Origin of the sequence: Thermodesulforhabdus norvegica (genome assembly GCF_900114975.1) — a bacterium.
Classification (GTDB): Bacteria; Desulfobacterota; Syntrophobacteria; order Syntrophobacterales; family Thermodesulforhabdaceae; genus Thermodesulforhabdus; species Thermodesulforhabdus norvegica.
The window spans coordinates 500,634-521,507 of sequence record NZ_FOUU01000002.1 but is presented as its reverse complement, the minus strand read 5'-3'; the positions used below and the strand labels follow the sequence as shown (position 1 = coordinate 521,507).

Annotated in this window: 20 protein-coding genes and 1 tRNA gene; 5 read left to right on the top strand and 16 right to left on the bottom strand. The window is 49.8% G+C overall.

The genetic code is table 11. From position 1 onward, the window contains the following. Positions 1 to 15: 15 nt before the first annotated feature. Both BM091_RS06000 and BM091_RS05995 read left to right on the top strand, forming a co-directional pair. Positions 16 to 1,458 carry a sensor histidine kinase gene (locus BM091_RS06000; RefSeq protein ID WP_093394222.1) on the top strand — a complete coding sequence of 481 codons (1,443 nt, stop codon included), beginning with the start codon at positions 16 to 18 and terminating at the stop codon, positions 1,456 to 1,458. After that, positions 1,430 to 2,779: a sigma-54-dependent transcriptional regulator gene (locus BM091_RS05995; protein WP_093394221.1), complete on the top strand. Its 1,350-nt coding sequence runs from the start codon at positions 1,430 to 1,432 to the stop codon at positions 2,777 to 2,779. Before BM091_RS06000 ends, BM091_RS05995 begins: the two co-directional genes overlap by 29 nt. Before the next feature lie 11 nt (positions 2,780 to 2,790). Here BM091_RS05995 and BM091_RS05990 read toward each other — a convergent pair whose 3' ends face one another. From BM091_RS05990 to BM091_RS05965, 6 genes are read right to left on the bottom strand one after another with little or no spacing between them, the layout of a single operon-like run. Beyond that, complete coding sequence (locus BM091_RS05990) at positions 2,791 to 3,960, bottom strand: HD domain-containing phosphohydrolase (RefSeq protein WP_093394219.1); 1,170 nt, start codon at positions 3,958 to 3,960, stop codon at positions 2,791 to 2,793. Between the two features lie 39 nt (positions 3,961 to 3,999). Next, positions 4,000 to 6,381 (bottom strand): PAS domain-containing sensor histidine kinase, encoded by a 2,382-nt coding sequence (locus tag BM091_RS05985; RefSeq protein ID WP_093394217.1) that lies wholly within the window; start codon positions 6,379 to 6,381, stop codon positions 4,000 to 4,002. Beyond that, entirely contained in the window at positions 6,378 to 6,851 is a 474-nt protein-coding gene (locus BM091_RS05980; RefSeq protein ID WP_093394216.1) for a TIGR00725 family protein, read from the bottom strand. Before BM091_RS05980 ends, BM091_RS05985 begins: the two co-directional genes overlap by 4 nt. Then, positions 6,848 to 7,531, bottom strand: coding sequence for a protein-L-isoaspartate(D-aspartate) O-methyltransferase (locus BM091_RS05975; protein ID WP_093394214.1), 684 nt, complete (start codon positions 7,529 to 7,531; stop codon positions 6,848 to 6,850). Before BM091_RS05975 ends, BM091_RS05980 begins: the two co-directional genes overlap by 4 nt. 31 nt (positions 7,532 to 7,562) lie before the next feature. After that, on the bottom strand, positions 7,563 to 9,368 hold the full coding sequence (locus BM091_RS05970; protein WP_093394213.1) for a hypothetical protein: 1,806 nt from the start codon (positions 9,366 to 9,368) through the stop codon (positions 7,563 to 7,565). A gap of 15 nt (positions 9,369 to 9,383) precedes the next feature. Continuing rightward, on the bottom strand, positions 9,384 to 10,646 hold the full coding sequence (locus tag BM091_RS05965) for a glycosyltransferase family 4 protein (protein WP_093394212.1): 1,263 nt from the start codon (positions 10,644 to 10,646) through the stop codon (positions 9,384 to 9,386). A 133-nt stretch (positions 10,647 to 10,779) separates the two neighbouring features. Between BM091_RS05965 and BM091_RS05960 the strand changes: the two genes are divergently transcribed. Together BM091_RS05960 and BM091_RS05955 are read left to right on the top strand one after the other, a co-directional pair. Next, positions 10,780 to 11,832 (top strand): KamA family radical SAM protein, encoded by a 1,053-nt coding sequence (locus BM091_RS05960; RefSeq protein ID WP_177193544.1) that lies wholly within the window; start codon positions 10,780 to 10,782, stop codon positions 11,830 to 11,832. Continuing rightward, positions 11,833 to 12,396: a protein-L-isoaspartate O-methyltransferase family protein gene (locus BM091_RS05955; RefSeq protein ID WP_093394209.1), complete on the top strand. Its 564-nt coding sequence runs from the start codon at positions 11,833 to 11,835 to the stop codon at positions 12,394 to 12,396. Here BM091_RS05955 and icd read toward each other — a convergent pair. Beyond that, entirely contained in the window at positions 12,374 to 13,588 is a 1,215-nt protein-coding gene (gene icd, locus BM091_RS05950) for an isocitrate dehydrogenase (NADP(+)) (RefSeq protein WP_093394207.1), read from the bottom strand. The genes BM091_RS05955 and icd overlap by 23 nt on opposite strands. 115 nt (positions 13,589 to 13,703) lie before the next feature. Here icd and BM091_RS05945 point away from each other — a divergent pair, with 115 nt between their 5' ends. Next, a complete protein-coding gene (locus BM091_RS05945) occupies positions 13,704 to 15,314 on the top strand; it encodes a polyamine aminopropyltransferase (protein ID WP_093394206.1) in 1,611 nt (536 codons plus the stop codon). Here BM091_RS05945 and prmA read toward each other — a convergent pair. The 9 genes from prmA to BM091_RS13720 all read right to left on the bottom strand — a co-directional run bounded on the left by prmA (position 15,311) and on the right by BM091_RS13720 (position 20,275). Then, on the bottom strand, positions 15,311 to 16,192 hold the full coding sequence (gene prmA, locus BM091_RS05940; protein ID WP_177193543.1) for a 50S ribosomal protein L11 methyltransferase: 882 nt from the start codon (positions 16,190 to 16,192) through the stop codon (positions 15,311 to 15,313). The genes BM091_RS05945 and prmA overlap by 4 nt on opposite strands. Then, positions 16,176 to 16,796, bottom strand: coding sequence for a hypothetical protein (locus BM091_RS05935; protein ID WP_093394204.1), 621 nt, complete (start codon positions 16,794 to 16,796; stop codon positions 16,176 to 16,178). Before BM091_RS05935 ends, prmA begins: the two co-directional genes overlap by 17 nt. 112 nt (positions 16,797 to 16,908) lie before the next feature. Next, a tRNA-Phe gene (locus BM091_RS05930) sits at positions 16,909 to 16,984 on the bottom strand. A gap of 310 nt (positions 16,985 to 17,294) precedes the next feature. Beyond that, positions 17,295 to 17,513, bottom strand: coding sequence for a hypothetical protein (locus tag BM091_RS05925; RefSeq protein WP_093394203.1), 219 nt, complete (start codon positions 17,511 to 17,513; stop codon positions 17,295 to 17,297). Beyond that, positions 17,513 to 17,818, bottom strand: coding sequence for a hypothetical protein (locus BM091_RS05920; protein ID WP_093394201.1), 306 nt, complete (start codon positions 17,816 to 17,818; stop codon positions 17,513 to 17,515). Before BM091_RS05920 ends, BM091_RS05925 begins: the two co-directional genes overlap by 1 nt. Beyond that, the gene (locus BM091_RS13725; protein ID WP_143083108.1) at positions 17,815 to 18,420 is read right to left on the bottom strand and encodes a hypothetical protein; all 606 of its coding nucleotides are present in this window, start codon (positions 18,418 to 18,420) and stop codon (positions 17,815 to 17,817) included. Before BM091_RS13725 ends, BM091_RS05920 begins: the two co-directional genes overlap by 4 nt. 149 nt (positions 18,421 to 18,569) lie before the next feature. After that, complete coding sequence (locus BM091_RS13885; protein WP_177193542.1) at positions 18,570 to 18,719, bottom strand: hypothetical protein; 150 nt, start codon at positions 18,717 to 18,719, stop codon at positions 18,570 to 18,572. A gap of 144 nt (positions 18,720 to 18,863) precedes the next feature. Continuing rightward, on the bottom strand, positions 18,864 to 19,835 hold the full coding sequence (locus BM091_RS05910; protein ID WP_143083107.1) for a hypothetical protein: 972 nt from the start codon (positions 19,833 to 19,835) through the stop codon (positions 18,864 to 18,866). Positions 19,836 to 20,035: 200 nt separating this feature from the next. Continuing rightward, the gene (locus BM091_RS13720) at positions 20,036 to 20,275 is read right to left on the bottom strand and encodes a hypothetical protein (RefSeq protein ID WP_143083106.1); all 240 of its coding nucleotides are present in this window, start codon (positions 20,273 to 20,275) and stop codon (positions 20,036 to 20,038) included. Positions 20,276 to 20,874: the final 599 nt, after the last annotated feature.

The following is a 20,874-nucleotide window of genomic DNA, read 5'->3' as shown; positions in this document are numbered from 1 at the left end:
GCGTAAGAGGCTGAAATGTTTAGAACTATCAGGGCAAAGATTCTTTTTATTACCGTTGTAAGCCTGTTGTTCGCCTGTAGCGTCAGTCTTATCTATGTGTGGCAGATAATGAATATCAGCCACATGCTTCTTATGACGCAGAAATTTGAAGATCTTCTCAACGACATACTGGAAGTACGGAGATATGAGAAAAACTTCCTTCTTTACGGAGACCCACGAAACCTGGAAGAAGGGTTTCTGTACCTGCAGGATACCTTAAAAACGGTTCATGAGCTTGCCTCTGACATCGACAGGGTAATGGGATCGGGCACTTATAAGACTCTGGTAAGCAAGCTCGGCAGGTATTCGGAGATAATCGAAAGAGGGCGGATAGACAAAAACATAATTCTTGAATCACCCGATGAGCTCCGAGATCTGGGCAAGCAACTGGTTGACACGGCAAATGAACTGGTCAGAAGAAAGCGAGAGATGATTCACAAATCTTTCAGGCGGACCGCCGCCCTGCCCTTTGTTTTTCTCGGGGTTTTTGTAATAGTGGCAACGCTAACTATAAACCTTGTATCTCAGCGGCTGTTAAAACCGCTTCGCCTTATAGAAGACACGACCGAAAGGGTTGCCCACGGAGATTTCAGCCCCATACCCGGTTCCTGGATGGGAAACGATGAGATATCAAGGTTGATAAAGGCCTTTAACAGCATGGCCCGTGAGCTGGAAATAAACCAGGAAGCTCTGATACAGTCCAGAAAGATAGCCGCCATAGGGACCTTTACTGCAGGCATTGCCCACGAACTTAACAATCCTTTAAACAACATCTGCCTCTGTGCAGACACCCTCATTGAGGAATACGCCGATGATTTGCCCATAGAGGTTCGGGAGCTGGTTTTCGACATAATTCAGCAGGCGGAACGTGCGGCAGACATTGTCAAAAATCTTCTTGATTTTTCGAGGACCGAAAAGCTGAGCCTCAGTTGTCTGGACCTGCGAGAGGTAATTTACAAAACCTACAGGCTTGTGAAAAACCAGATCATGCTTGCCGGTATTCGATTTGAAATGAATATCCCCGAGCAATTTCCTCAAGTTTTGGGACATTTCAGAAGCCTTCAGCAAATATTTTTGAATCTCTTTCTGAATGCCATACAGGCCATCGAGAACTCCGGATCCATAATTGTCAGTGCTTCGGAAGAATCGGATGAATACGTAAGGGTTGACGTAATTGACGACGGCAAAGGGATTAAACCGGAAGACTTAAAACACATTTTTACCCCCTTTTATACGACCAAAGGTGTGGGTCGGGGAACGGGACTCGGGCTCTCTGTGACCTATTCTCTTGTCAAAAAACACGGAGGTCATATAGAAGTTCAAAGTGAAGTGGGAAAGGGTACAACCTTTTCGGTATTTTTAAAGAAATGCAAATCAGGCAAGTGTGAGGATGATAGTCAGAAGAATAGCGATAGTTGACGATGAACAGCTTGTTTGCAAAAGGCTAGAATCGGCCCTATCCAGGGAGGGTCACGAGGTGGAGACCTTCCTATCTGCAAAGTCCTTTTGTCAGAGGCTTTCTCACGTCGATTTCGACGTAGTGCTTCTGGATTTAAGATTGCCTGACGGTGATGGAATGAGCATTTTGAGGCATATCAAGAGACAGAAGCCTCATACCGAGGTAATCATCATTACCGGTTACGGCTCTATAAACAACGCCGTTGAAGCCATCAAAGAGGGAGCGTTTCACTATGTGACCAAGCCCATCAGGCTCCCGGAAATAAGGCACCTGGTTCGAAGGGCTCTTGAGCGCATATCGGTCCAGGAAGAAAATATAAGGCTTAAGAGGGAGATTACAACGAGTTCGTCCTTTGACGGGATCATAGGCACCAGCAGACCGATGCAGGAAGTCTTTTCGGTAATAAAAAAGGTTGCGCCTCTTGACTGCAACGTTCTCATCCAGGGCGCCAGCGGTACCGGAAAGGCACTGGTTGCACGGGCCATTCACAGGCTAAGTCAAAGGAGTGAAAAACCCTTCGTGTGTTTTAACTGTGGCGGTTTTACCGAAGAACTCATCAGCAGTGAACTCTTCGGGTACGAGAAAGGAGCCTTCACAGGAGCTATAGAGAGAAAAATCGGTCTGCTTGAAACCGCCGACGGGGGCACCGTATTTCTCGACGAAATTGCAGAGATGCCGCCCAGTATGCAGGTGAAACTGTTACACGTTCTACAGGACAAACAGATACTCCGCGTTGGAGGAACGACCCCGATAAAGCTTGACATAAGAATAATTGCGGCAACCAACAAGGATCTCAAACAAGAAGTGGAATCCGGGCGTTTTCGGGAAGATCTTTATTACAGGCTAAATGTGGTATCCATATCTCTTCCCCCACTGTCTGAAAGAAAAGAAGATATACCCGTCCTGGTAAGATATATGATCGAAAAGTACGCAAAAGCTTTTGGGAAAAGGGTCAGGGGAGTGGCTCCAGAAGCCATGAGTCTTCTGCTCAGCTACGATTACCCCGGAAACGTTCGGGAACTTGAGAACATCATAGAAAGGGCTGTGGCCCTGGCCGACTCTGAGCTCATAACCCTCGACGACCTGCCGCCTGACTTATCGCATCTTGAACTACAACCTCTTGACCTCCGGGACATGATAACCCTGGAAGAAATGGAAAAACGCTACATTGAAAAGGTTCTGAAAAAGACGAACTACAACAAAAGCCTTGCTTCCAGAATACTGGGACTACCCAGAACCACGCTCTGGCGTAAAATAAAAAAATATCGCATTTCCCTTTGAAACCGCCAGCCTCAGTTTGGAGACCTATCAGAGGATTGCTGAGGAACGTAAACTTCAATGGGTTCGTTTACCCCGACTGTAGCTGCAAAATTTCTCAACCGCTGTAAAATCACAGGCGTGATCTCGTGACCCTCTCTAATCAAAAGTCTTCCATCGCTGGAATAAACGCTTCCGGCGACAATCATGCCTCCCCTGAGTTCTTTAAGATAAAGGCTCTTCTTTTTGTAGTTAGCCTGAATGTTAACAATCCGGGCAAGGCCGGGCATTAAAGCAGGATCATAGACGCCTGAACATGATCTCATGATCTGGTAGGATTCGGTTATGGGATGGCCTGCACTGACGAGCTTTTCCAGGTCAATTGCCAGCTTAAGTATCCGTGACTCAATCGGTATTTCTTCGCCTTTGACAGTGTCTATGGGAATGCCGGAGCCGTCATAATGCTTTTCCTGGTAAGCCACAATGCGGGCTATATCCTCAAGACGCGGAATATGGCGTATAAGATGTGCCGCGACAGAAGGATGCATCTCCATTAGCTGTTTTTCCTCACCTACAAGTTCCTCACCCCGATAAACTTTGAGTATTGTTTCCTCTGGGACAAGGAGACATCCAAGCTGGGATAACATGGCTGCCGTCTCCACCTTCCAGAGCTCTCCATAGCCCACTTCTCTGGCAATCCATACGGCATAGCGGGCAATTCTGGAAGCCCTTCCAAAAGCTTCCGGATTTGTCAGCGAAAGAACCTCGGAAAGAAGGGCTATGCAGCCCTTTAAGGTCTTCTCCAGAAGCTCCTTTTCTGCCCTTATGAGACGGTACTGCTGGAGACCTGCTTCCAGGTTTTTCACCAGCACATCGACAGCACAGGGCTTCGTAAGAAATCGAAAGACATTACCCGAGTTTATTGCCTCAATGGCCGTGGTAACGTCGGCGTATCCTGTAAGCATCATACGAACCGTCTCCGGAGAAATCTCCCTGACACGGGTAAGAAACTGGATGCCGTCCATAATGGGCATCCTCAAGTCGGCGACCACGACGGCGTATGGACCCTGCTTCTTGATTTTTTCAAGCCCTTCCTTCCCGCTTTCGGCAGTATCCACCGAAAACCGATTGTGCAAACTGCGTTTTACGGCCATCAACAGATTGGGCTCATCATCGACGAACAATATTTTTTCGCTCTGCCCCATCCCGCCTAATCTCCTGCTCCCTGCAATCTTTGCGTCAGACTAGCCTATATACTGAGTGTTTCCGTCGCTGAAATCATTATCACTCCTCAAAGGCAAGCGTATTACGAAAGTGGTTCCCTTTCCAACGGTACTTTCGAAAAATATCTGGCCCTTGTGTTTGTTCATAACGATTGACTGAGCTATGGCCAGTCCCTGTCCCGTCCCTTTTCCTACGTCTCTGGTAGTAAAAAAGGGCTCAAAGACTCGATCCCTGATTTCTTCAGGGATTCCCACACCGGTGTCGGATATACGAATCTCACACCATTCCCCCTTCCTTCGCGTCTCAATTCTCAGGGTACCGAGTTCCGACGGTTTATCTCCCACCTTCTCTTTAACCGCCTGCACGGCGTTCATTATCACGTTCAAGAACACCTGATTGAGCTCATCGGGATAAGCGGGAACCGAGGGAAGGGATTCATCGTAGTCTTTTTCTACTTCGGCAATGTTTTTCCACTCATTTCGACAGACGTTCAAGACATCGTCAAGGGCTCTATTGATGTTGACCGGATGTTTTTCTTTCGCCCCCGGATGAGAAAACTCTTTAACGGATTTTACAATACGGCTGATCCGGCCTATACAATCCTGACTCTGGCGGAGAGCTTCAGGAATTTCGGAAAGCAAAAAATGTAGATCCAGCTCCTTCTCCAATCTGTCCATCTCGTCTAAAAAAGCCGGATTTAAGCCTTCCGTTGCGTGTTCGTTCCTGTGATCCAAATATGCATCCAGAAATTTTCTAATTCCTTCAAAGCCCGACTTTAGAAACTCGAGATTGGCCGCCACACATTGGGCAGGCGTGTTAATTTCATGAGCAATTCCTGCGGCAAGCGCACCTATTGCCTGAAGCTTCTGGGAATGCACGAAGCTCATTTCCATAAGCTTCTTTTCGGTCACGTCAAGCCCTATAAGAATCGCTCGTTCAGGACCGTTTGAAGATTCTTTTAGCGGGTGTATTATAACGTCCAAAAAGGCAATTTCACCCTCGGGCTTACGAATCTTGACGGTACCAGGTTTGCAGCACTCCTGCGTCCGCGCCGCCGAAACAGCTTTCGCCATCAGGCTACGAAGATCTTCATACAGGTCCACTTCGTCGGTTTTTTTACCCTCCACCGCCCCGGCACTTACTCCGAAAATCCTTTCTGCCATGGGATTCCACCGAAGGATCCTGCCATCGGAATCTACCACGACGATCACCGTTGCCATGGCATCTATCACAGCGGACAGTTCCCGATTAAGACGCAAAATTTCATCCTGAGCTTTTTTCAGATCGGTTATATCGGTATGAACGATCACCGTTCCAAGGAAAATTCCGTCCGATGTCCGCATAGGATAAAGAGACCTCAGGAAGTAACCACCCAGATGAGAGATATAAACCTCCTCATCACGGCTCTCCTCTTCGCCGGATTCCACCCGTTTTTCACAGGGACATTGCTCGTCTTTCGGGAGATCTTTACACAAGACATCTCTGCAGGAAAGTCCTATAAGCTCTCTGGGATGCTTTCCGAGCCGTTCGGCGAAAGAACGATTAATCCTTTTTATGCGGAACTGCGAATCAAGAACCACAATAAAACTTCTTACCGTGTCGAAGGTTTGCTCCCACTCCTTTTTTGCCGTTTCAATTACGGAAAATAGCCTCTTTTCATCGGTTACATCAACGGCAACACCGTACAGAGCAATTTCGCCTGTGAGAGGATCCAGAATGATTCTGCCCGAGTCACGAATCCACTTGATTTCGCCGTACGCACTCTTTATGCGGTACTCCCTGGTGTAATTACCGTTACCTTTTAAGGCCGACAGCACGGCTCCACGAGCCTTCGGTAAATCTTCGGGAAGAATAAGATCACTCCACAGGATCTCTCTTCGACCAAAGGCATCAGGAGGATAACCCGTTATGCTCTGGACGTGAGGGCCGTAAAAACGGGCTCCCCACCCCTTGTCTCCCCGGTAAAGCATTGCCGGCACTGCCTCAAGGAGCAAATCCAGCTCTCGCTGCATTTCAACGAGATGCGACGGACTCGCAAGGGTCTCCAGCCTGTAGAGCCATTCCATAAGGTTCCAGAGCGAATCGTGGTTTGTTAGATCGAGGGCCTGAACCGGGTTTATCTTTTCCGGAGAAATTCCGGATCCGGAGACGACAATCCAGGGAGGTATAGAAAAGTCCGGCTCTACAGCTCCTCTGACAACAGTGATGAGCTTTTTTATGAGGCCCTTTCTCAGGGTTGCAAAAAAAACCTGAGGATCAGACCTGATTGCATCAAGATCCAGAACGACGAGTTCCCAGGAGTTTTCATGCTTACAGAGATCCTTTATCGACTCAAAGGACCTCGTTCCAAGGATTTTTAAAGCTTCCGACAAAAGCCTGTCCTTCGTCACACAGGCGATCATACGGTATCACCACCCTTTTTTATGATCTCAAATACCAGCTCCACAGCCTCGGCGGGATAGCGGGCTTCAATCACGCCCGGGATTTTTACGGGAGGATCAAGGGCAACAACGGGTTTTCCCATTTTCAAAGCCAAAGCAATTTCCGAAAGGGTTCCAAAACCGCCTCCGACGGCGATTAATCCGTCAGCCGACTGAGCAATAATGGCATTTCTGGCATGGCCCATATTCGTTGCGATAGGTATTTCGATAAAAGGGTTTGCGCTATTTTTGCGGCTACCGGGTAGAATGCCCACCGTGATTCCACCCTCGTTTCGGGCGCCTCGTGCCGCCGCTTCCATCACACCTCCAAGACCACCACAGACCAGCACCGCTCCAAGACGGGCAATGCCCTTTCCCACCTCTTCCGCCCACTCACACCACTGCCTTCTGCACTCACCGGCTCCCACTACTCCGATAATGACCCTCATCATTCCTCACGCCATCCCCACTTCCCCACCAGATCCACAAACCTCACCCCACCCAGGGACGTTTTTCTAATGCCCTCCGGCACTCTTTCCACCAACAGCAGTTCCTGGGATATTCGATCACCCACCGGAATAACCAGACGGGCACCCATGGCAAGCTGATCTATCAGAGGCTGAGGAACCTTCGGAGCGGCGGCGGTTACTATAATTCCGTCGAAGGGAGCCTCTTCAGGCCATCCCAGAGTGCCGTCTCCTATTTTGTATTTTATATTCTTATATCCCAGAGACTCCAGAGTCTTTCTTGCTCTGTAGGCCAGGGAAGCTATACGCTCTATGGTAAAAACCTCTCTGCAAAGCTCGGCCAGAACGGCGGTCTGGTATCCGGAACCCGTTCCAATTTCAAGTACTTTTTCAGAGCCTTTCAGATTGAGTGCCTCAGTCATAAGAGCCACAATATAGGGCTGTGAAATAGTTTGCCCTTCACCTATTGGGAGTGGATGATCCTCATAGGCCTGATTCTTAAGTTGTTCTCCCACAAACATGTGTCGCGGAACCCTTCTCATGGCCTCGAGAACCCGGGGATCCTTAACCCCGCGTCTTTCAATCTGCAATTCCACCATCCGCTCACGCTCTGAGACATAAGGATCATCTCCCGAATAGCCTTTCTCTTTTTCCTGCTCAACCATACCGGCAGTACCCCTCACCCATCACTTGCTTTCAAATCAGGTTTGCCCACCGGGCATATAGCGCTTCAAGCCCGGCCGTACCTTCGTATTCCCGCAGCAGGGAATCAGGAATACCCAACCTGGCTCTCAGAACCGCCCTGAACCACACCCCAAAGGGAACCCTCCTGCCCCCGGACAAAACCCAAAATGTATGCCCTTCGGCCAGACAGGGCAGAGAAACAAAGTTTTCTACAGCCGTTCCGCTGTAGATAAAAGATAAACCATCTCGCCAGGTTGGGCTATAGTTGTTAAAGAAAGAATAATCCCTTTTTAAAAAAAGTTCAGTAAAGCCCCCACCGTAAGGTCTTTCGTAGGGTCTAAGAATAAAAAGAGTGCAGTCTTTTGTTCTTTCGACGACATAATCGGGATCGGGATCGCTACCGGCCTGGCCGTTCGAAAATATACCGAGGCCACAGACGGGAATTCCTGAATCAACAAGCTTCTTTATGGCAAGGTAAAGACTGGGATGGCTGGAATGAACGGTATCATCCCAGAAAAGTATGATTATTTTGTTTTTATGGCGCTGAATCAGGCGTTTGACGAGAACGGTAAGGTATTCCACATCGGCCGTACGGCGGGTCGACATAAAGAACTTGTCAATTCTGGGCAGCACGACGGAGTCAATCCGCCCGGCACGAAGCAATTTATGGCCCTGCTCTATAAGCACATCGCACATGCTCCAGCCTTTTTCCCACAGCCTTCTCTGGCCTTCACACCAGCTCAAAAAACGCAGCCCCCGCAAGAGACTCCCCGAAACAGGCGGAAAAGATAAATCATCAAAGGGAATCTCTGCTCTCAGGCGTTCCCAGTCGGGGAATTTGCGACAGAACCTCTCAAGGAGCATCTGTATGCATGCTCTTCGGCCACCGCCCATTTTCCAGCACTGACTTTCAAGCCACAGATAAAACCTCAGGGCCGGAATAACGATGCGAGATTCGAAGAGCTTCCAGGAACGAGCAAGGCTTTTACGGTACTCACGGCAATTACCGGCTTCATTCAGCAAGCATATAAGACGGGCCGGGTCACCGGAGTTGCTGACTATCTCCCGGACCGGCCCTGAAAAGGCCCACCCACCAACGGCCCCAAGTGTGGCATTGTGCCAGGATAAAAGAACCTTTCGACTTTTTTTGCTAACTTCCCGACAAAAACTCCTTATGAAGCGAAGTTCGTCAGCCTGACAGGAAATGAGTTTATCCAGCCACTTAAAGCTTAAGTTACCGTACCCGCCCCAGTAATCGACCGAACAGGGAAAATGTCTGCAAAGGATAAACTCTTTTTCAAAATTTCTGCCTGCAAGGGGTTTAACCACTCCGGAAACCGTACGCCGCCATCTTGCGGGCTTCCATTTCAAAAACCCCGGTGAATTCGACAGACGAAAGAAGGCCGGATACAGATCGAGGCTGCGGACCCTTTTTCTTCCCTTTCCTGATTTCAGGACGAGATGCCGAAAACATCGAAAAAACTCTCTCCTTTTATCGGCCGACAAAGACCCGAACAGTTTTACCAGTTCTATCAGTTCGTAATGCTTCAGAGGGAGATCCTGTCTGAGAAAATCTGCAATGCGGAAGGCATTATTACCTCCAACCAGCTTTCCGACACATTTGCCCAGAGGATACGAAAAAGGCCACTTTCCACAGGATTTCCATACATCGGTTATCCATTCTTTAAGAATATCGTCCAGAGCCCTGAGCCGGGAAGCTCTAAACGAGGCTTCAACAATTCCTTTTATTTCTCCGGGATTCAGCTCCTGGAGAAGCCTTTCAAAGTCAACGGCCACATTCCCGCCGCCTTCGCTCAACCTGAAGCTCCTGAATCATATTTCAAAACCGAAGAAATTGGATATCAGGTAGCCCAGGCGTTTCCGCAAAACGGCGTAGGAAAAATGCCTGAGGGCGAGTTCATAGTTATGATTCACCATTTCGTCACGTTTTTCCGGGTTGTCCAGAATTTCCCTGATTTCCCTGACAACCTTGTCGGTGATAAAACCGTCCATAACTACAAATTTAAACCCCAGAGGCTCTATATCTCTTATGAAGACATCGTAACGGTTAACCAGCAACGGTTTCTTGAAGTAGATTGCTTCGAGAAGGGCATTTCCGAAACCCTCATATATGCTGGGATAGGTCACAAAATCAGCATGAGGGTATATGTCCCACAGGGAATATCGCTTCTCTCCATTGGGTCCTATTCCTCTTTTGTCACTTACGAAGGCATCTACAATACGCATATCCACATCATGTTCTCTGGCGTATTCCTGAAGGAATTTCGCATATTCGTAACCTTCATCCCCGGCCGGATGGGTAATAACAAGCTTGCACCTCGGATCATTCAGCTCATGAATAAGTTCTATGGCAAATTCTATTCCCTTCCGCCTCACAATGCGGGTCGGCTGGAGGAAAATGATGTCTTCATCACCCAGACCGATTTCCTGCCGGAAATCCTTCGTGAATTCCCAGTCAACATCGGGCTCGTGCTCAAAATCGAGAACGTTTGGTATCACAGTTGATGAAATTCCCGTTCTCAGAGCGAGTTCTTCCTGGGCCAGAGAATTTATAACCACATGCTGGACATTCGGAAGTTTGGGCGGAAATGCCATCTGAATGTAATCCTGCACCGCATTTACGGCAAAACGCGTACGCTCCCAGTAGAAGTCATGATGATGAGCTATCGTCGGGATGGAGGTCTCGGCCAGAAGCTCCGTAATGGCCAGGGCAAGAGGGACATGCATGGGAAGGCTCAGAGCATTCTGTACGATAAGCAAATCAATATTAAATCTTGCTATAAACTCGTATAACTTGATCTTAAGGTAATCCCGCAGGGCGTGTATCCTGCCCGTGACATAAGGCGTTCTCGTTTGTCTCCCGAAGATGCGTTCGTTTATCCAGCGATTTTCTTCATGATCGAAAAAGGCTTCGGGCACCTCCATGCTTATGGAAGGATGTCGATCAAGAACCCCGGCGAACCAGTAAGAAACGTGTTGATGATCCCACAAAAGTTGAGCCCATTTAGCCGACTCAAGAGACACTCCATCGGTACCCGCAAATCTTGTGGAAACAAATCCTATATTCTTACCCATGGTTTTCTTTTCTTCCTTTTCTACATTTTCAGGGCTTCCAATAATAAAAAATCGGATTAAATACTTATCGTTTCAAGGCATTTTTAAAACAGGCCTTCAAAAAAGGCAACCATGGGCGGTGGAGTCCGATGAAATGAGTTATACCCTGGGGGAAATTAAAAAGCTCATTATGGCCGATCCCGATATGGGCGAGGTGTTGAAGCAATATCCACTGCGCATTACACCTCATATTGCCCGGCAGATAAAACGCGTGGGGGATCCCATCTGGCGACAGTTCGTCCCTGATGTAAGGGAGATTAAGCGGGATGGTGGTTTCCGCGATCCTCTGGGAGAAGAAGAGCTTTCACCGGTTTCAGGTCTGGTTCACAGATACCCCGACAGGGTTCTCTGGCTTGTCACAGAGCGGTGCGCAGCCTTCTGCCGATTTTGCACCCGTAAAAGGTTGTGGGCGACCGGGATCAGAAATCACAATCGAGAAGACTTTAACCTGGCACTGGGATACATAGAAGGAAACCCGAAAATTCGTGAAGTAATTCTTTCCGGAGGAGATCCCTTAACCCTCAAACCAGGAGTTCTGCTGGAAATTCTCAGGGCCATCAGACGCATACCCCACGTAGAGATAATCCGCGTTCACACAAGGCTTCCCGTCGTTTCTCCTAAAAGCATAACGCAGGCGACCGTGCTCGCCCTGAAGGAAGCTCAACCGCTCTATCTGAACATCCATGTAAATCACCCTCAAGAACTCACTACCGAAGTGAGGCGCGTGCTAACGGCAATTGCAGATGCAGGTATTCCCCTGGGTAGCCAGACCGTGCTTTTAAGGAAGGTAAACGATAATCCCGAAACTCTGGAATCTCTTTTCAGGGCTTTGCTTACCCTCAGGGTACGGCCCTATTACCTTCTTCAGCCGGATTTAATGGAAGGCACTTCACACTTCCGCCCTCCGCTGAGCCTCGGAATAAAAATCATGAAGCACCTCAGACATCGGCTGAGCGGCATGGCAATGCCTCATTTCATGGTGGACCTGCCGGGAGGAGGCGGCAAAATCGAACTGGTTCCCTCTTTCATAAGAGACATAGACGATGATTTCGTTTATTTCGAAACCAGAACCGGGGGACTGGCGCGATACCCCCTGGAACACAGTGAAAGCCGCGAACTGTTAACCCTGTTCAGGGAGCACCTGTAGATGATCGGTCCAGAAAGTCGCAGTGTCTTTCAGCGCATTTTTAGGTATTATGCCGGTCGATACAAAAAACTTTTCCCCGGATTAAAAGGTCCTTACGGGATAACAGAGGTCGGTGCATGGGCGGCATCCCGTCCTGTCTACGTCTTTTCGTTTTTCAAAAAGCTTCATCTTGAAAAGGCTTCGCTATTCATCGACCTGGGCTGCGGAGATGGAATCGTAGTGGCAGTAGCATCTCTTTTCACGACGGCCGTGGGGATTGAAAGGAATTTCGAACTCGCCCACCATGCCTCCCTTGCTTTCAAAACACTTGGTTTAAAAAAAGCTTCGGTTATTTGTGGAGACTTTCTTGAGCAGAAGATCGAACTTGCAGATGTGCTGTACATTTATCCGGACAAACCTGTATTTGGCCTGTTTAACAGACTCAAAGAAAAAGGGTGGGAAGGAGAACTCTGGGTTTACGGCCCTCATCTCGCTCCCCCAAAACTCCTTCCCACGAACCGCATTACCCTTGGCAAAGACACGCTAACCCTTTACGACTTTTCTAACCCATCATTTCGACAATAATTTCCCCAAAGCGGGAGCACGAAACCTCCGTTGCCCCTTCCATCTGCCGTGCAAGATCATAGGTAACCTGCCTGGATGCAATAGCCCGCTCCAGCCCCTGTTCGATCAGTTCGGCCGCTTCCCGCCATCCCATGTGACGCAACATCATAACCCCTGACAGAATAAGCGATCCCGGGTTTACCTTGTCCATACCTGCATATTTGGGTGCCGTGCCGTGAGTTGCCTCGAAAAGAGCGCACTCGTCACCTACGTTTGCACCCGGAGCCATCCCCAGACCACCGACCTGAGCGGCAAGAGCATCGGATAGATAATCCCCGTTAAGATTCGGTGTTGCCAGGACATCGTATTCGTCCGGTCTTAGAAGAGCCTGCTGAAACATGGCGTCGGCAATTCGATCTTTTATCACTATCTTATCGGCGGGAACATTGCCTCCCCACTTTTCATAAACCTCCTCTTCCGTAACAACAACATCAGGGAATTCCAATCTGGTCAGTTCATAGCCCCATCCTCTGAAGGCTCCTTCCGTGTATTTCATAATGTTGCCCTTATGTACCAGAGTTACCGATTTCATCCCTTCTTTTATTGCATATTGAATGGCCTTGCGGACGAGGCGAAAGGTTCTTTCTCTGCTTATCGGTTTTATCCCCACACCGGTTTCTTCGGGCAGGGAAACTCCAAATTCGTTCTTGAGAAAGTCCAGAACTTTTCTGGCTTCCCGGGAGCCTGCGGGCCATTCAATGCCGGCGTAAACATCTTCAGTGTTTTCCCTGAACACCACCATATTGACCTTTTCCGGGTTCTTCATGGGTGACGGAACCCCTTTTATGTACCTGACAGGCCTTATACAGGCGTACAGATCAAGTACCTGTCTCAGGGTCACGTTCAGGCTTCTAAAACCGCCGCCCACGGGAGTGGTAAGCGGACCTTTAATAGCCACAAGACAACGCCTTATTTCATCAAAAGTTTCCTCCGGAAGCCAGCTTCCCTTCTCTCTGTAAGCTTTCTCCCCTGCATAAAGCTCTCTCCATTCGATTTCGCGCCTCCCACCGTAAGCCTTCTTCACGGCAGCATCGATGACATGCTTCGTCGCAGCCCATATGTCCGGACCGATTCCATCCCCCTCGATGAACCCCACTATGGGCTTATCGGGCACAACCAGCACTCCTTTCTCCATGCGAATGAACTCTCCCATTACCCCCACTCCTTTCCGTATTCAATGGTGTCTCGACTTAATCGAAGGATCATAATAAAGTTGATTTCCACCGGAAAGCAACTCTGCACAGAAGAAAAGCCTCCGAGGAGGTTCAATGTCCATCGATGCAAAAGATCAGGGCAATTCCGAAGATAACACGGTGCTTTTCAAAAAACTCAGGTCTGCAACAGGCTTTATAACAGCGAGAAGGGCTATTCAGCTCTGTACCTTTTTTACCGGTCTTTCGGGTATTGTGACCGAGTATGCCCTGTCAACAATAGCCTCCTATCTTCTCGGGGACACGATTTTCCAGTGGGCTCTGACCATCAGCCTTTTTCTTTTTGCCATGGGCCTCGGAAGCCGGTTGACGAGATACATCAAAAGCAACGAAGCGGCATGGTTTGTCCTTGTAGAGTGCGTTCTATCCGTTGCAACTGCTCTTGCCGTGCCGGTCTCTTACGGCATTGCTCCATGGCCCGAAAGGCTTCCCTGGTTCCTTTACGGATGGACGGTCGGAATAGGCACACTTATCGGCATGGAAATCCCCCTCGTTATAAGGATAAACAGTCTATACGAAGGGCTTTCCCTTAACCTCAGTAACATTCTGGAAAAGGACTATTGGGGAGCCCTTCTAGGAGGCCTTTTCTTTGCTTTTCTCGGTCTTCCCTATCTTGGTATGGCCTATCTCTGCTTTTTACTTGGGCTACTGAACTTCCTAGTTGCTGCCCTATTTGCCCTATCCTTCAGGTCCTCAATGCCGGCAAAAGCCTTTGCCGTCCTCATCGCCACAGGTCTTCTATTCCCACTGATCTATCCATTCCTTAAGGGGATAACCTTCTGGAGCGAGCAGAAAAGATACAGAGATCAGATAATCTACATGGAACAAACTCCCTATCAGAAAATCGTTATGACCAGATGGCAGAATTACATCTGGTTATACCTCAACGGACACTTACAGTTTTCCAGTTACGACGAATACCGTTATCACGAATGCCTGGTACATCCCGCAATGAATCTGGTGAAAAAACGGGACGCCGTACTTATACTCGGGGGCGGAGACGGACTTGCCGCCCGAGAAGTCCTAAAATACCGGGATGTTAAGATAGTTACCCTTGTTGACATCGATCCGTCGATGACAAAACTGTCAAGAGAGCACCCGCTTATGGTCGACCTGAACGATGCTTCGCTGAAGGATAAAAGAGTCCGAATAATTAACGCTGATGCCGGCCGTTTTGTTCAGATGCCGCCCGATCAAACGCCCGCAGGATGGGATGTCATAATTATCGATCTTCCCGATCCTCGGACTCCTAACCTTGAACGCCTTTACAGCCTGGAATTTTATGAAATCTGTAAAAGAAGGTTGAATCCGGAAGGAGCGATCGTCACCCAGGCAACAAGCCCTTTGTTCAGCCCGAAGGCCTTCTGGTGCGTCGTAAGGACAATGGAGGCAGCCGGTTTATACCCGTTGCCTTATCACGCTTATATTCCAACCTTCGGAGATTGGGGATGGGTCATTGGCTCCAGATGGCCTGCAGACAGGGCAATTAAAAAAATTCTGGGCTCCTGGGAGAGAAATTCAATCGAAACAAAGTTTCTTGATTCCTCTGTTTTATCAACCCTCTTTATTTTCAGCCCCGCAGATAGAAAAAAACTCGAAATAAGGCCTCACTCCATCTTTCATCCGGTCCTCTATCGCTACTACAGCGACAGCAAATGGCTTGATTAGGCTTCGTCAAAAGGCGGCTTAAAAGCAATCAGGCACCATTCGCCAAGGCGGTTCGATTTCTCAAACCTGAAACCGGAGCTCTCGTAAGCGCTAATGACATCTTCGTACTGAAAATCTAAAACACCGCTGAGAACAACAAAGCTCTGCGGACCCCGACGCACTAAAGAAACGAATCTATGGGCCATCTCTTTGAGAACCTCCGCCTGAATGTTGGCCATGATAACATCAAACCTTCTCTTCAAGGAACCTATATCGCCCGCTATGAGCAGTACCTTACTTTCAACGTCATTTAGAGCCACATTCCCGGCGGCCACATTAACGGCCTCGGGATCAATGTCCAGGGACACAACAGGATCAAAACCGAGCTTGGCGGCGGTTATTGCAAGGATACCCGATCCCGTTCCCACGTCCAAAAGAGATCTGTTTTTTACCTTTTGCCCCCCGCAAAAGTCGTCAAGCCACTGAAGACACAGCAGGGTCGTTTCATGGTGGCCGGTACCAAAAGCCATGCCGGGGTCGATGACAATCTCAGTTCTGTTTTCGTGCCCCTCCACGGAAAGCCAGCTTGGCCTCACCAGAATACCTTCACCAACGTAAAGGGGTTTAAGATGCTTCTTCCATTCTTGTTCCCAGAACCTATCGCTAAAACTCCCAACCGATATCTCCGCCTCCACACCCAGGCTTTTTAAAGCAGCTTTCAGCCGGGAAAGTCCAATCGAATCATCTGACTCCTCGTAGACCCTTATAATCCTTCCTCTCTGCTCAGCGGGTTTTTGAAAGAAATCGGCAACGAAACCCGCCACCTCATCAACAGTGAGATCTCCGGAGTTCAATATGTCTATTTTTATTTCAAGCCAGGACCTATTCTTTCCGCCCATCTCGGTAAAATCTTCCTCTGGGAGCACCCACATTTGAAAAAGCCGAGTTGAAATTCCTGTAAAGGGAATGATAATCGCGGATTCTGTGCCATTTTTTTATGTAGCCTTCGGGAAGCTCATCAATGAGGTCAATTCCATCCCACTGAAAAGGGTTGGGGTAGGCATAGTAAGGGTATTCTTTGGGAACACCCCTTATAAAGACCACCTGAGGGATAATCCATTGGCGATGAGCCAGGTAAAGCCTATGCATGCCGTCATTTATAAGGACCACGACTCTTCCGTCCCTTTCAATTGATTCTTCCACAACCGGAGGGAGAAGCGTAATGGGATCAGTACTATCGTCAATCCAGATATTCAGATATCCGTTGAGCTGAAACATGTCATAACCGTGTTCTTGCAGAGCCCATTGGAGCTCCCGCACCTTTGTAAGTTCCTGTAAAAGTACGTAGCGTTGAGTGGGATAAATAGAGGAAGTCGATATTTTTTCCAGAGATATTGTGCAGCTTTCGTAAATCCGTACTTCGGGTCTTTTTAAGAGCGTAACCTTTCTGAGTCTGGTAATAAGCTCTTCAGCGCCGTGGTGTTCAATATGCCGTATTTTCACCCCAAGCCTCTAGCGATCGATGTTAAAAAAACAAAACCCGCTGTTTGCGGGTTTTGTTTCAGCCGGATGCCTTTTGGGCTTCCGGCGACCGTATTAGTTTGTCGGAAGTTCCTGGTGGCGGGGCCCAGAATCGAACTGGGGACACGAGGATTTTCAGTCCACTGCTCTACCGACTGAGCTACCCCGCCATGCGCAGATCTGTATAAGGCAACCCCGTGAGTTCTGTCAAGCGTTTTTGTAACGTGACACATAAAATGCGAAAATGTGACACGTAAAATGCAAAGCACTAAAGGTCGGGGGCGAGAGGGTTGGTCTGATCAAGTGGCAATGTGTTGCCAAATACACCGTAATATGACACGTAAAATGCGAAAAACCGTCACACCTCATCCCGTTTTCCTCGAATATCCGGGGAACGTGCGGGTTCACGTCGTAGCCGGTGACGTCGAAACCGGCTGTAACGTGACACGTAAAATGCAAAGCATAAAGGTCCTGAGGCGGTTACAAATCAACTGAATACACGGGGAGGGCAGGGACGACCTCGACGAGCCGATCATGAATAATAACATGGTCGCCTACCGACGCATCGCCGGCGACAACAACCTCACCACCGCCGTGCAGGCTCACAACGAGCCTACCGTCTCTCACATCCACAACCGTACCGTAGCCGACAAACGTCTTGCCGGATAGAACATCATGGAGTCTCCGGTATATATTCATCACCACACCTCGTCCGCCATCTGCGTTTCTATCATTGTGCCTGCGTACACACCCTGATCGTCGAACGCCATGCAGCACATAATGCCATCACCAGGAATTGCCGACGGAGGCAGCCGAAACACCCACGACCCGTCAGGTCTGGTGGGTATCACGTAGTAGAACCATCCGTACCTGCGTCCACAAATCTGATTGCGAGCGAATATGTGCACGTATGTCTGCACCGGTTGACCTTCTCGTGTCACAATGCCGCTGATTGTTTTTGCTTTATAGTCCGGATCGCGAAGCATTTTGAGTCCCAGCATCATACCATACCTCTCCAGTTGGACTCCTCGAGACCGATCAAAATCGGCACCGGAATGGCCCTCACCATCAGATACTGCTTGCCTTCTATCGTGACGACTCGGTAGAAATCATCCCACGTCGGCGTAGTCGCAAACGTACCTGGCGTCCATCCACAGAGAGCCTGTCCGGCCTCGATGCAGCAATGGGCAAGAAAGTGCCACCCTGGTACGTATCCCAGCGGGTGCTGGAACACTGCCTCCGTCTCGGTCCGCGCATATATGACAACGGGACTGACAACCATGTATCTCCCGCCCCACGGCGTCTCATGCGGGTATCGCAAATCATAGTCAGGTGATGAGTCCCTGAATTCTACAAGACTGTGTTTTACAAAGCTGACGCCTTGCGTCCACGGCTCCTCCAGCACATATCCTTCAAAGCCACGCCACGGGGAACTCGAATAATGACGCATCACATAACCGCTGTAGGTTCGGCAATTTCTAGCCCCGTAACTTGCAGTGTAGTAATTCCGAAACCCGATCATCGCATGCCATGTGACCGGGACGATGGGCTCGTAGTCTCCACACATGAGAATAATAGTGTTAGGCTCTCTATCTGCCCTCGTCATAGGAGATAGCCACACAAAGAACCTTGAATCAGCAACGACGGACCACGGCAGAGGATCTGACGTGCTATCGTACCAGTATGCCCACGGTTTTCTACGAACGGCTGTGCTCGATGTAGCCGCCGCTTCCCATTCGCTACTGCGCGGGATACTCACGTCACCGTCGCCACGTCCTGTGCCGGTGCAATTGCGGTACATCCACACATCCAGATTGTTTGTGACAACTTCAGACAGAGCAACGTAGCAGCCAGTGCCGCCATCATCGAGATTATTGCGGAAGACATACGTAGCAGTATCCTCATAGGCCAGCGTCCATCCCGCCGGAGGCTGCGATCCGTAGCCATCCACCAGGCATGCGCGCAACACATCGCGTATGGCTCCCTCATGGCCTTTATAGATTTGCGGCGCTCCGGTATCGGTGCTGGCAAAGAGTCTAGGTGCTGGCATTACGTCGCCTCCCGTAACATGCACGTGATTGTCTGTGTGATAACGAATGATTCATCCCAGACAGCGTTGATCTCTATGTCCCTCACGTAACCACGTCTGGACACACCGCCGTCGAGGACCTGTATGGTTTGCCCTGGCATACACAGCGGCATATCTGCTGAGAAGGGTGTTACGATCGTTGCTGTCGTCCAGACCCCGGACAGCGATATGTCCCGGATGGCCCTGGCACGGGCCGCCTGTACATCCGTGAGCAGGTCGTCATACACAGTCGGCAGGCGTGGTGTGCCGTCCGTACCCGTCACACGCGCATCCACGACGAGTCCACCTGGCTGTGTACACACGACGATCACGCCATTGCACAACGAGCCGAAAGACCTTCTGGCAGATAGCTCGTACATGACGCTGTCTGTGATTGTGACGTCCGGGTCTGCATCCCACAGGTGCCATCGTGCAATTGGCACTTCTGGTAACACATGCAGGATGGTCTCAGCCCTATCGGTCATCACGAATGCGCCCACAGCCTCAGCCAGCCTGCTGACGATACCTACCGGCGTACCGTGTAGGCTCGCGGCATAAGGCGGCAGGACCCAGTCAGACGCCTGCCAACTGAGTGTCCATTCTGTATACTGGAATTGTTCCGAGGCCATGACAGATGCCAGCGTCGATGATTCGTTTGCTACATAAACTTCTGATGCATATGGAGCCGCCAACAGTGCGCTCGGTGATCGTCCAGCTATGACATAGCCCTCACTGCCGAACTGTCGCCTGTCGGACCATTCCTCCACAATAAATCGCCACGTTGTGCCGCTCAGATTAAGCTCCACCTCGACAGGATCTGTCGAAGCTTCCGTGAGTAGTACGCCTGTCTTATCCGTCTCGGCGCTAAAGTTCCAGCAATAATCGTCAATAGATGTGCGCACCGAGACGCTGAACAGCCTGATTTCTGCGTTGTCCGACACTCGCCGTAGCATAGCATACCCCGTTATGATCAATGATCCGAAAATCACGTGTACGAAGCGCATCCAGCGCTTACGTATTACCCGCACCTGCTGCCCTGGTCGGGGTCTCATGGTACATATCAGATCGTAGAGCAACGGATCGAACCGAACCGTAATACCGCTGCCACCAATCAAGCGTGATTTCGACCTGCCCCTCCGGCCGTCACGGATGATCATGCCGCCAGTGTAACCTCCTCGTCGTTCAACGGGACAAACGGCGTCGCATCCTCATCGAATGCCAGTTCTATGTCATCGGCAGCAGGTGGAAAATATTGTCTCCAGCAATAGACCCGACCCTCACCTCCGCCCCACAGCGCCGCTATGTCACGGTGCATATACTGCAGTCGATCCAGCCAGTCGCGTAAACACCTGACGAGCGACTCCGAAGGATCGATCGAAGCGCGGACATCCATGTACCGCCGTGGTGGATATGTCCAGTGGTCATGTAGCACCCGACCGACGTACGACAGAATACGCTTGTGGCTCCGCCGATATGCTTCCACAACGTTCAGTCCAGACTGTCGTACTGCTTTGCCGACACAAATGATATCGGTCGTTGCGGTTGCGACGCGTATGTCGTGATCGACCGCCGGTATACTGTCCCAGCTCACAGAAGCGGTGTCCTGCACCGTATCACATGATCCATGCTGCAATGTGACAGACGGCTCCACCATCGTGGCGCCGGCGCTCGCAGATAGAATCGTTTTCTCACTGGCCCTCGCAGCATCGTATCGAATGACTATGCCGCTACGATTGCGACTCGGCAGGCGCCATTCGTCTTGTACGAGAACGCACTGTGCGACGTCCGCCGTCCTCCATCTGTGCCCTACGGTCATTATCGATGGAGATGAGTACAAATAAGCCAAGTCGTTGCGGCGGCCACGCCGTGCGTCCGTCGTGGATATCGGGGCTACGTCATATGCGACCACATTCTGGGAAACTGTCTTCCGGCGCCATCCGCCTTGCAACACTAACACGGATACATTGGATGCTGCGATAGATGAGACCGCCC

Excerpts from the sequence above, each read along its gene's own strand:
- BM091_RS06000 (WP_093394222.1), top strand. The coding sequence starts at position 16 with ATGTTTAGAACTATCAGGGCAAAGATTCTTTTTATTACCGTTGTAAGC.
- BM091_RS05995 (WP_093394221.1), top strand. The coding sequence starts at position 1,430 with ATGATAGTCAGAAGAATAGCGATAGTTGACGATGAACAGCTTGTTTGC.
- BM091_RS05990 (WP_093394219.1), bottom strand. The coding sequence starts at position 3,960 with ATGGGGCAGAGCGAAAAAATATTGTTCGTCGATGATGAGCCCAATCTG.
- BM091_RS05985 (WP_093394217.1), bottom strand. The coding sequence starts at position 6,381 with ATGATCGCCTGTGTGACGAAGGACAGGCTTTTGTCGGAAGCTTTAAAA.
- BM091_RS05980 (WP_093394216.1), bottom strand. The coding sequence starts at position 6,851 with ATGATGAGGGTCATTATCGGAGTAGTGGGAGCCGGTGAGTGCAGAAGG.
- BM091_RS05975 (WP_093394214.1), bottom strand. The coding sequence starts at position 7,531 with ATGGTTGAGCAGGAAAAAGAGAAAGGCTATTCGGGAGATGATCCTTAT.
- BM091_RS05965 (WP_093394212.1), bottom strand. The coding sequence starts at position 10,646 with ATGGGTAAGAATATAGGATTTGTTTCCACAAGATTTGCGGGTACCGAT.
- BM091_RS05960 (WP_177193544.1), top strand. The coding sequence starts at position 10,780 with ATGAGTTATACCCTGGGGGAAATTAAAAAGCTCATTATGGCCGATCCC.
- BM091_RS05955 (WP_093394209.1), top strand. The coding sequence starts at position 11,833 with ATGATCGGTCCAGAAAGTCGCAGTGTCTTTCAGCGCATTTTTAGGTAT.
- icd (WP_093394207.1), bottom strand. The coding sequence starts at position 13,588 with ATGGGAGAGTTCATTCGCATGGAGAAAGGAGTGCTGGTTGTGCCCGAT.
- BM091_RS05945 (WP_093394206.1), top strand. The coding sequence starts at position 13,704 with ATGTCCATCGATGCAAAAGATCAGGGCAATTCCGAAGATAACACGGTG.
- prmA (WP_177193543.1), bottom strand. The coding sequence starts at position 16,192 with ATGGGCGGAAAGAATAGGTCCTGGCTTGAAATAAAAATAGACATATTG.
- BM091_RS05925 (WP_093394203.1), bottom strand. The coding sequence starts at position 17,513 with ATGAATATATACCGGAGACTCCATGATGTTCTATCCGGCAAGACGTTT.
- BM091_RS05920 (WP_093394201.1), bottom strand. The coding sequence starts at position 17,818 with ATGATGCTGGGACTCAAAATGCTTCGCGATCCGGACTATAAAGCAAAA.
- BM091_RS13725 (WP_143083108.1), bottom strand. The coding sequence starts at position 18,420 with ATGACGAGGGCAGATAGAGAGCCTAACACTATTATTCTCATGTGTGGA.
- BM091_RS13885 (WP_177193542.1), bottom strand. The coding sequence starts at position 18,719 with ATGAGGATACTGCTACGTATGTCTTCCGCAATAATCTCGATGATGGCG.
- BM091_RS05910 (WP_143083107.1), bottom strand. The coding sequence starts at position 19,835 with ATGCTACGGCGAGTGTCGGACAACGCAGAAATCAGGCTGTTCAGCGTC.
- BM091_RS13720 (WP_143083106.1), bottom strand. The coding sequence starts at position 20,275 with ATGGATGTCCGCGCTTCGATCGATCCTTCGGAGTCGCTCGTCAGGTGT.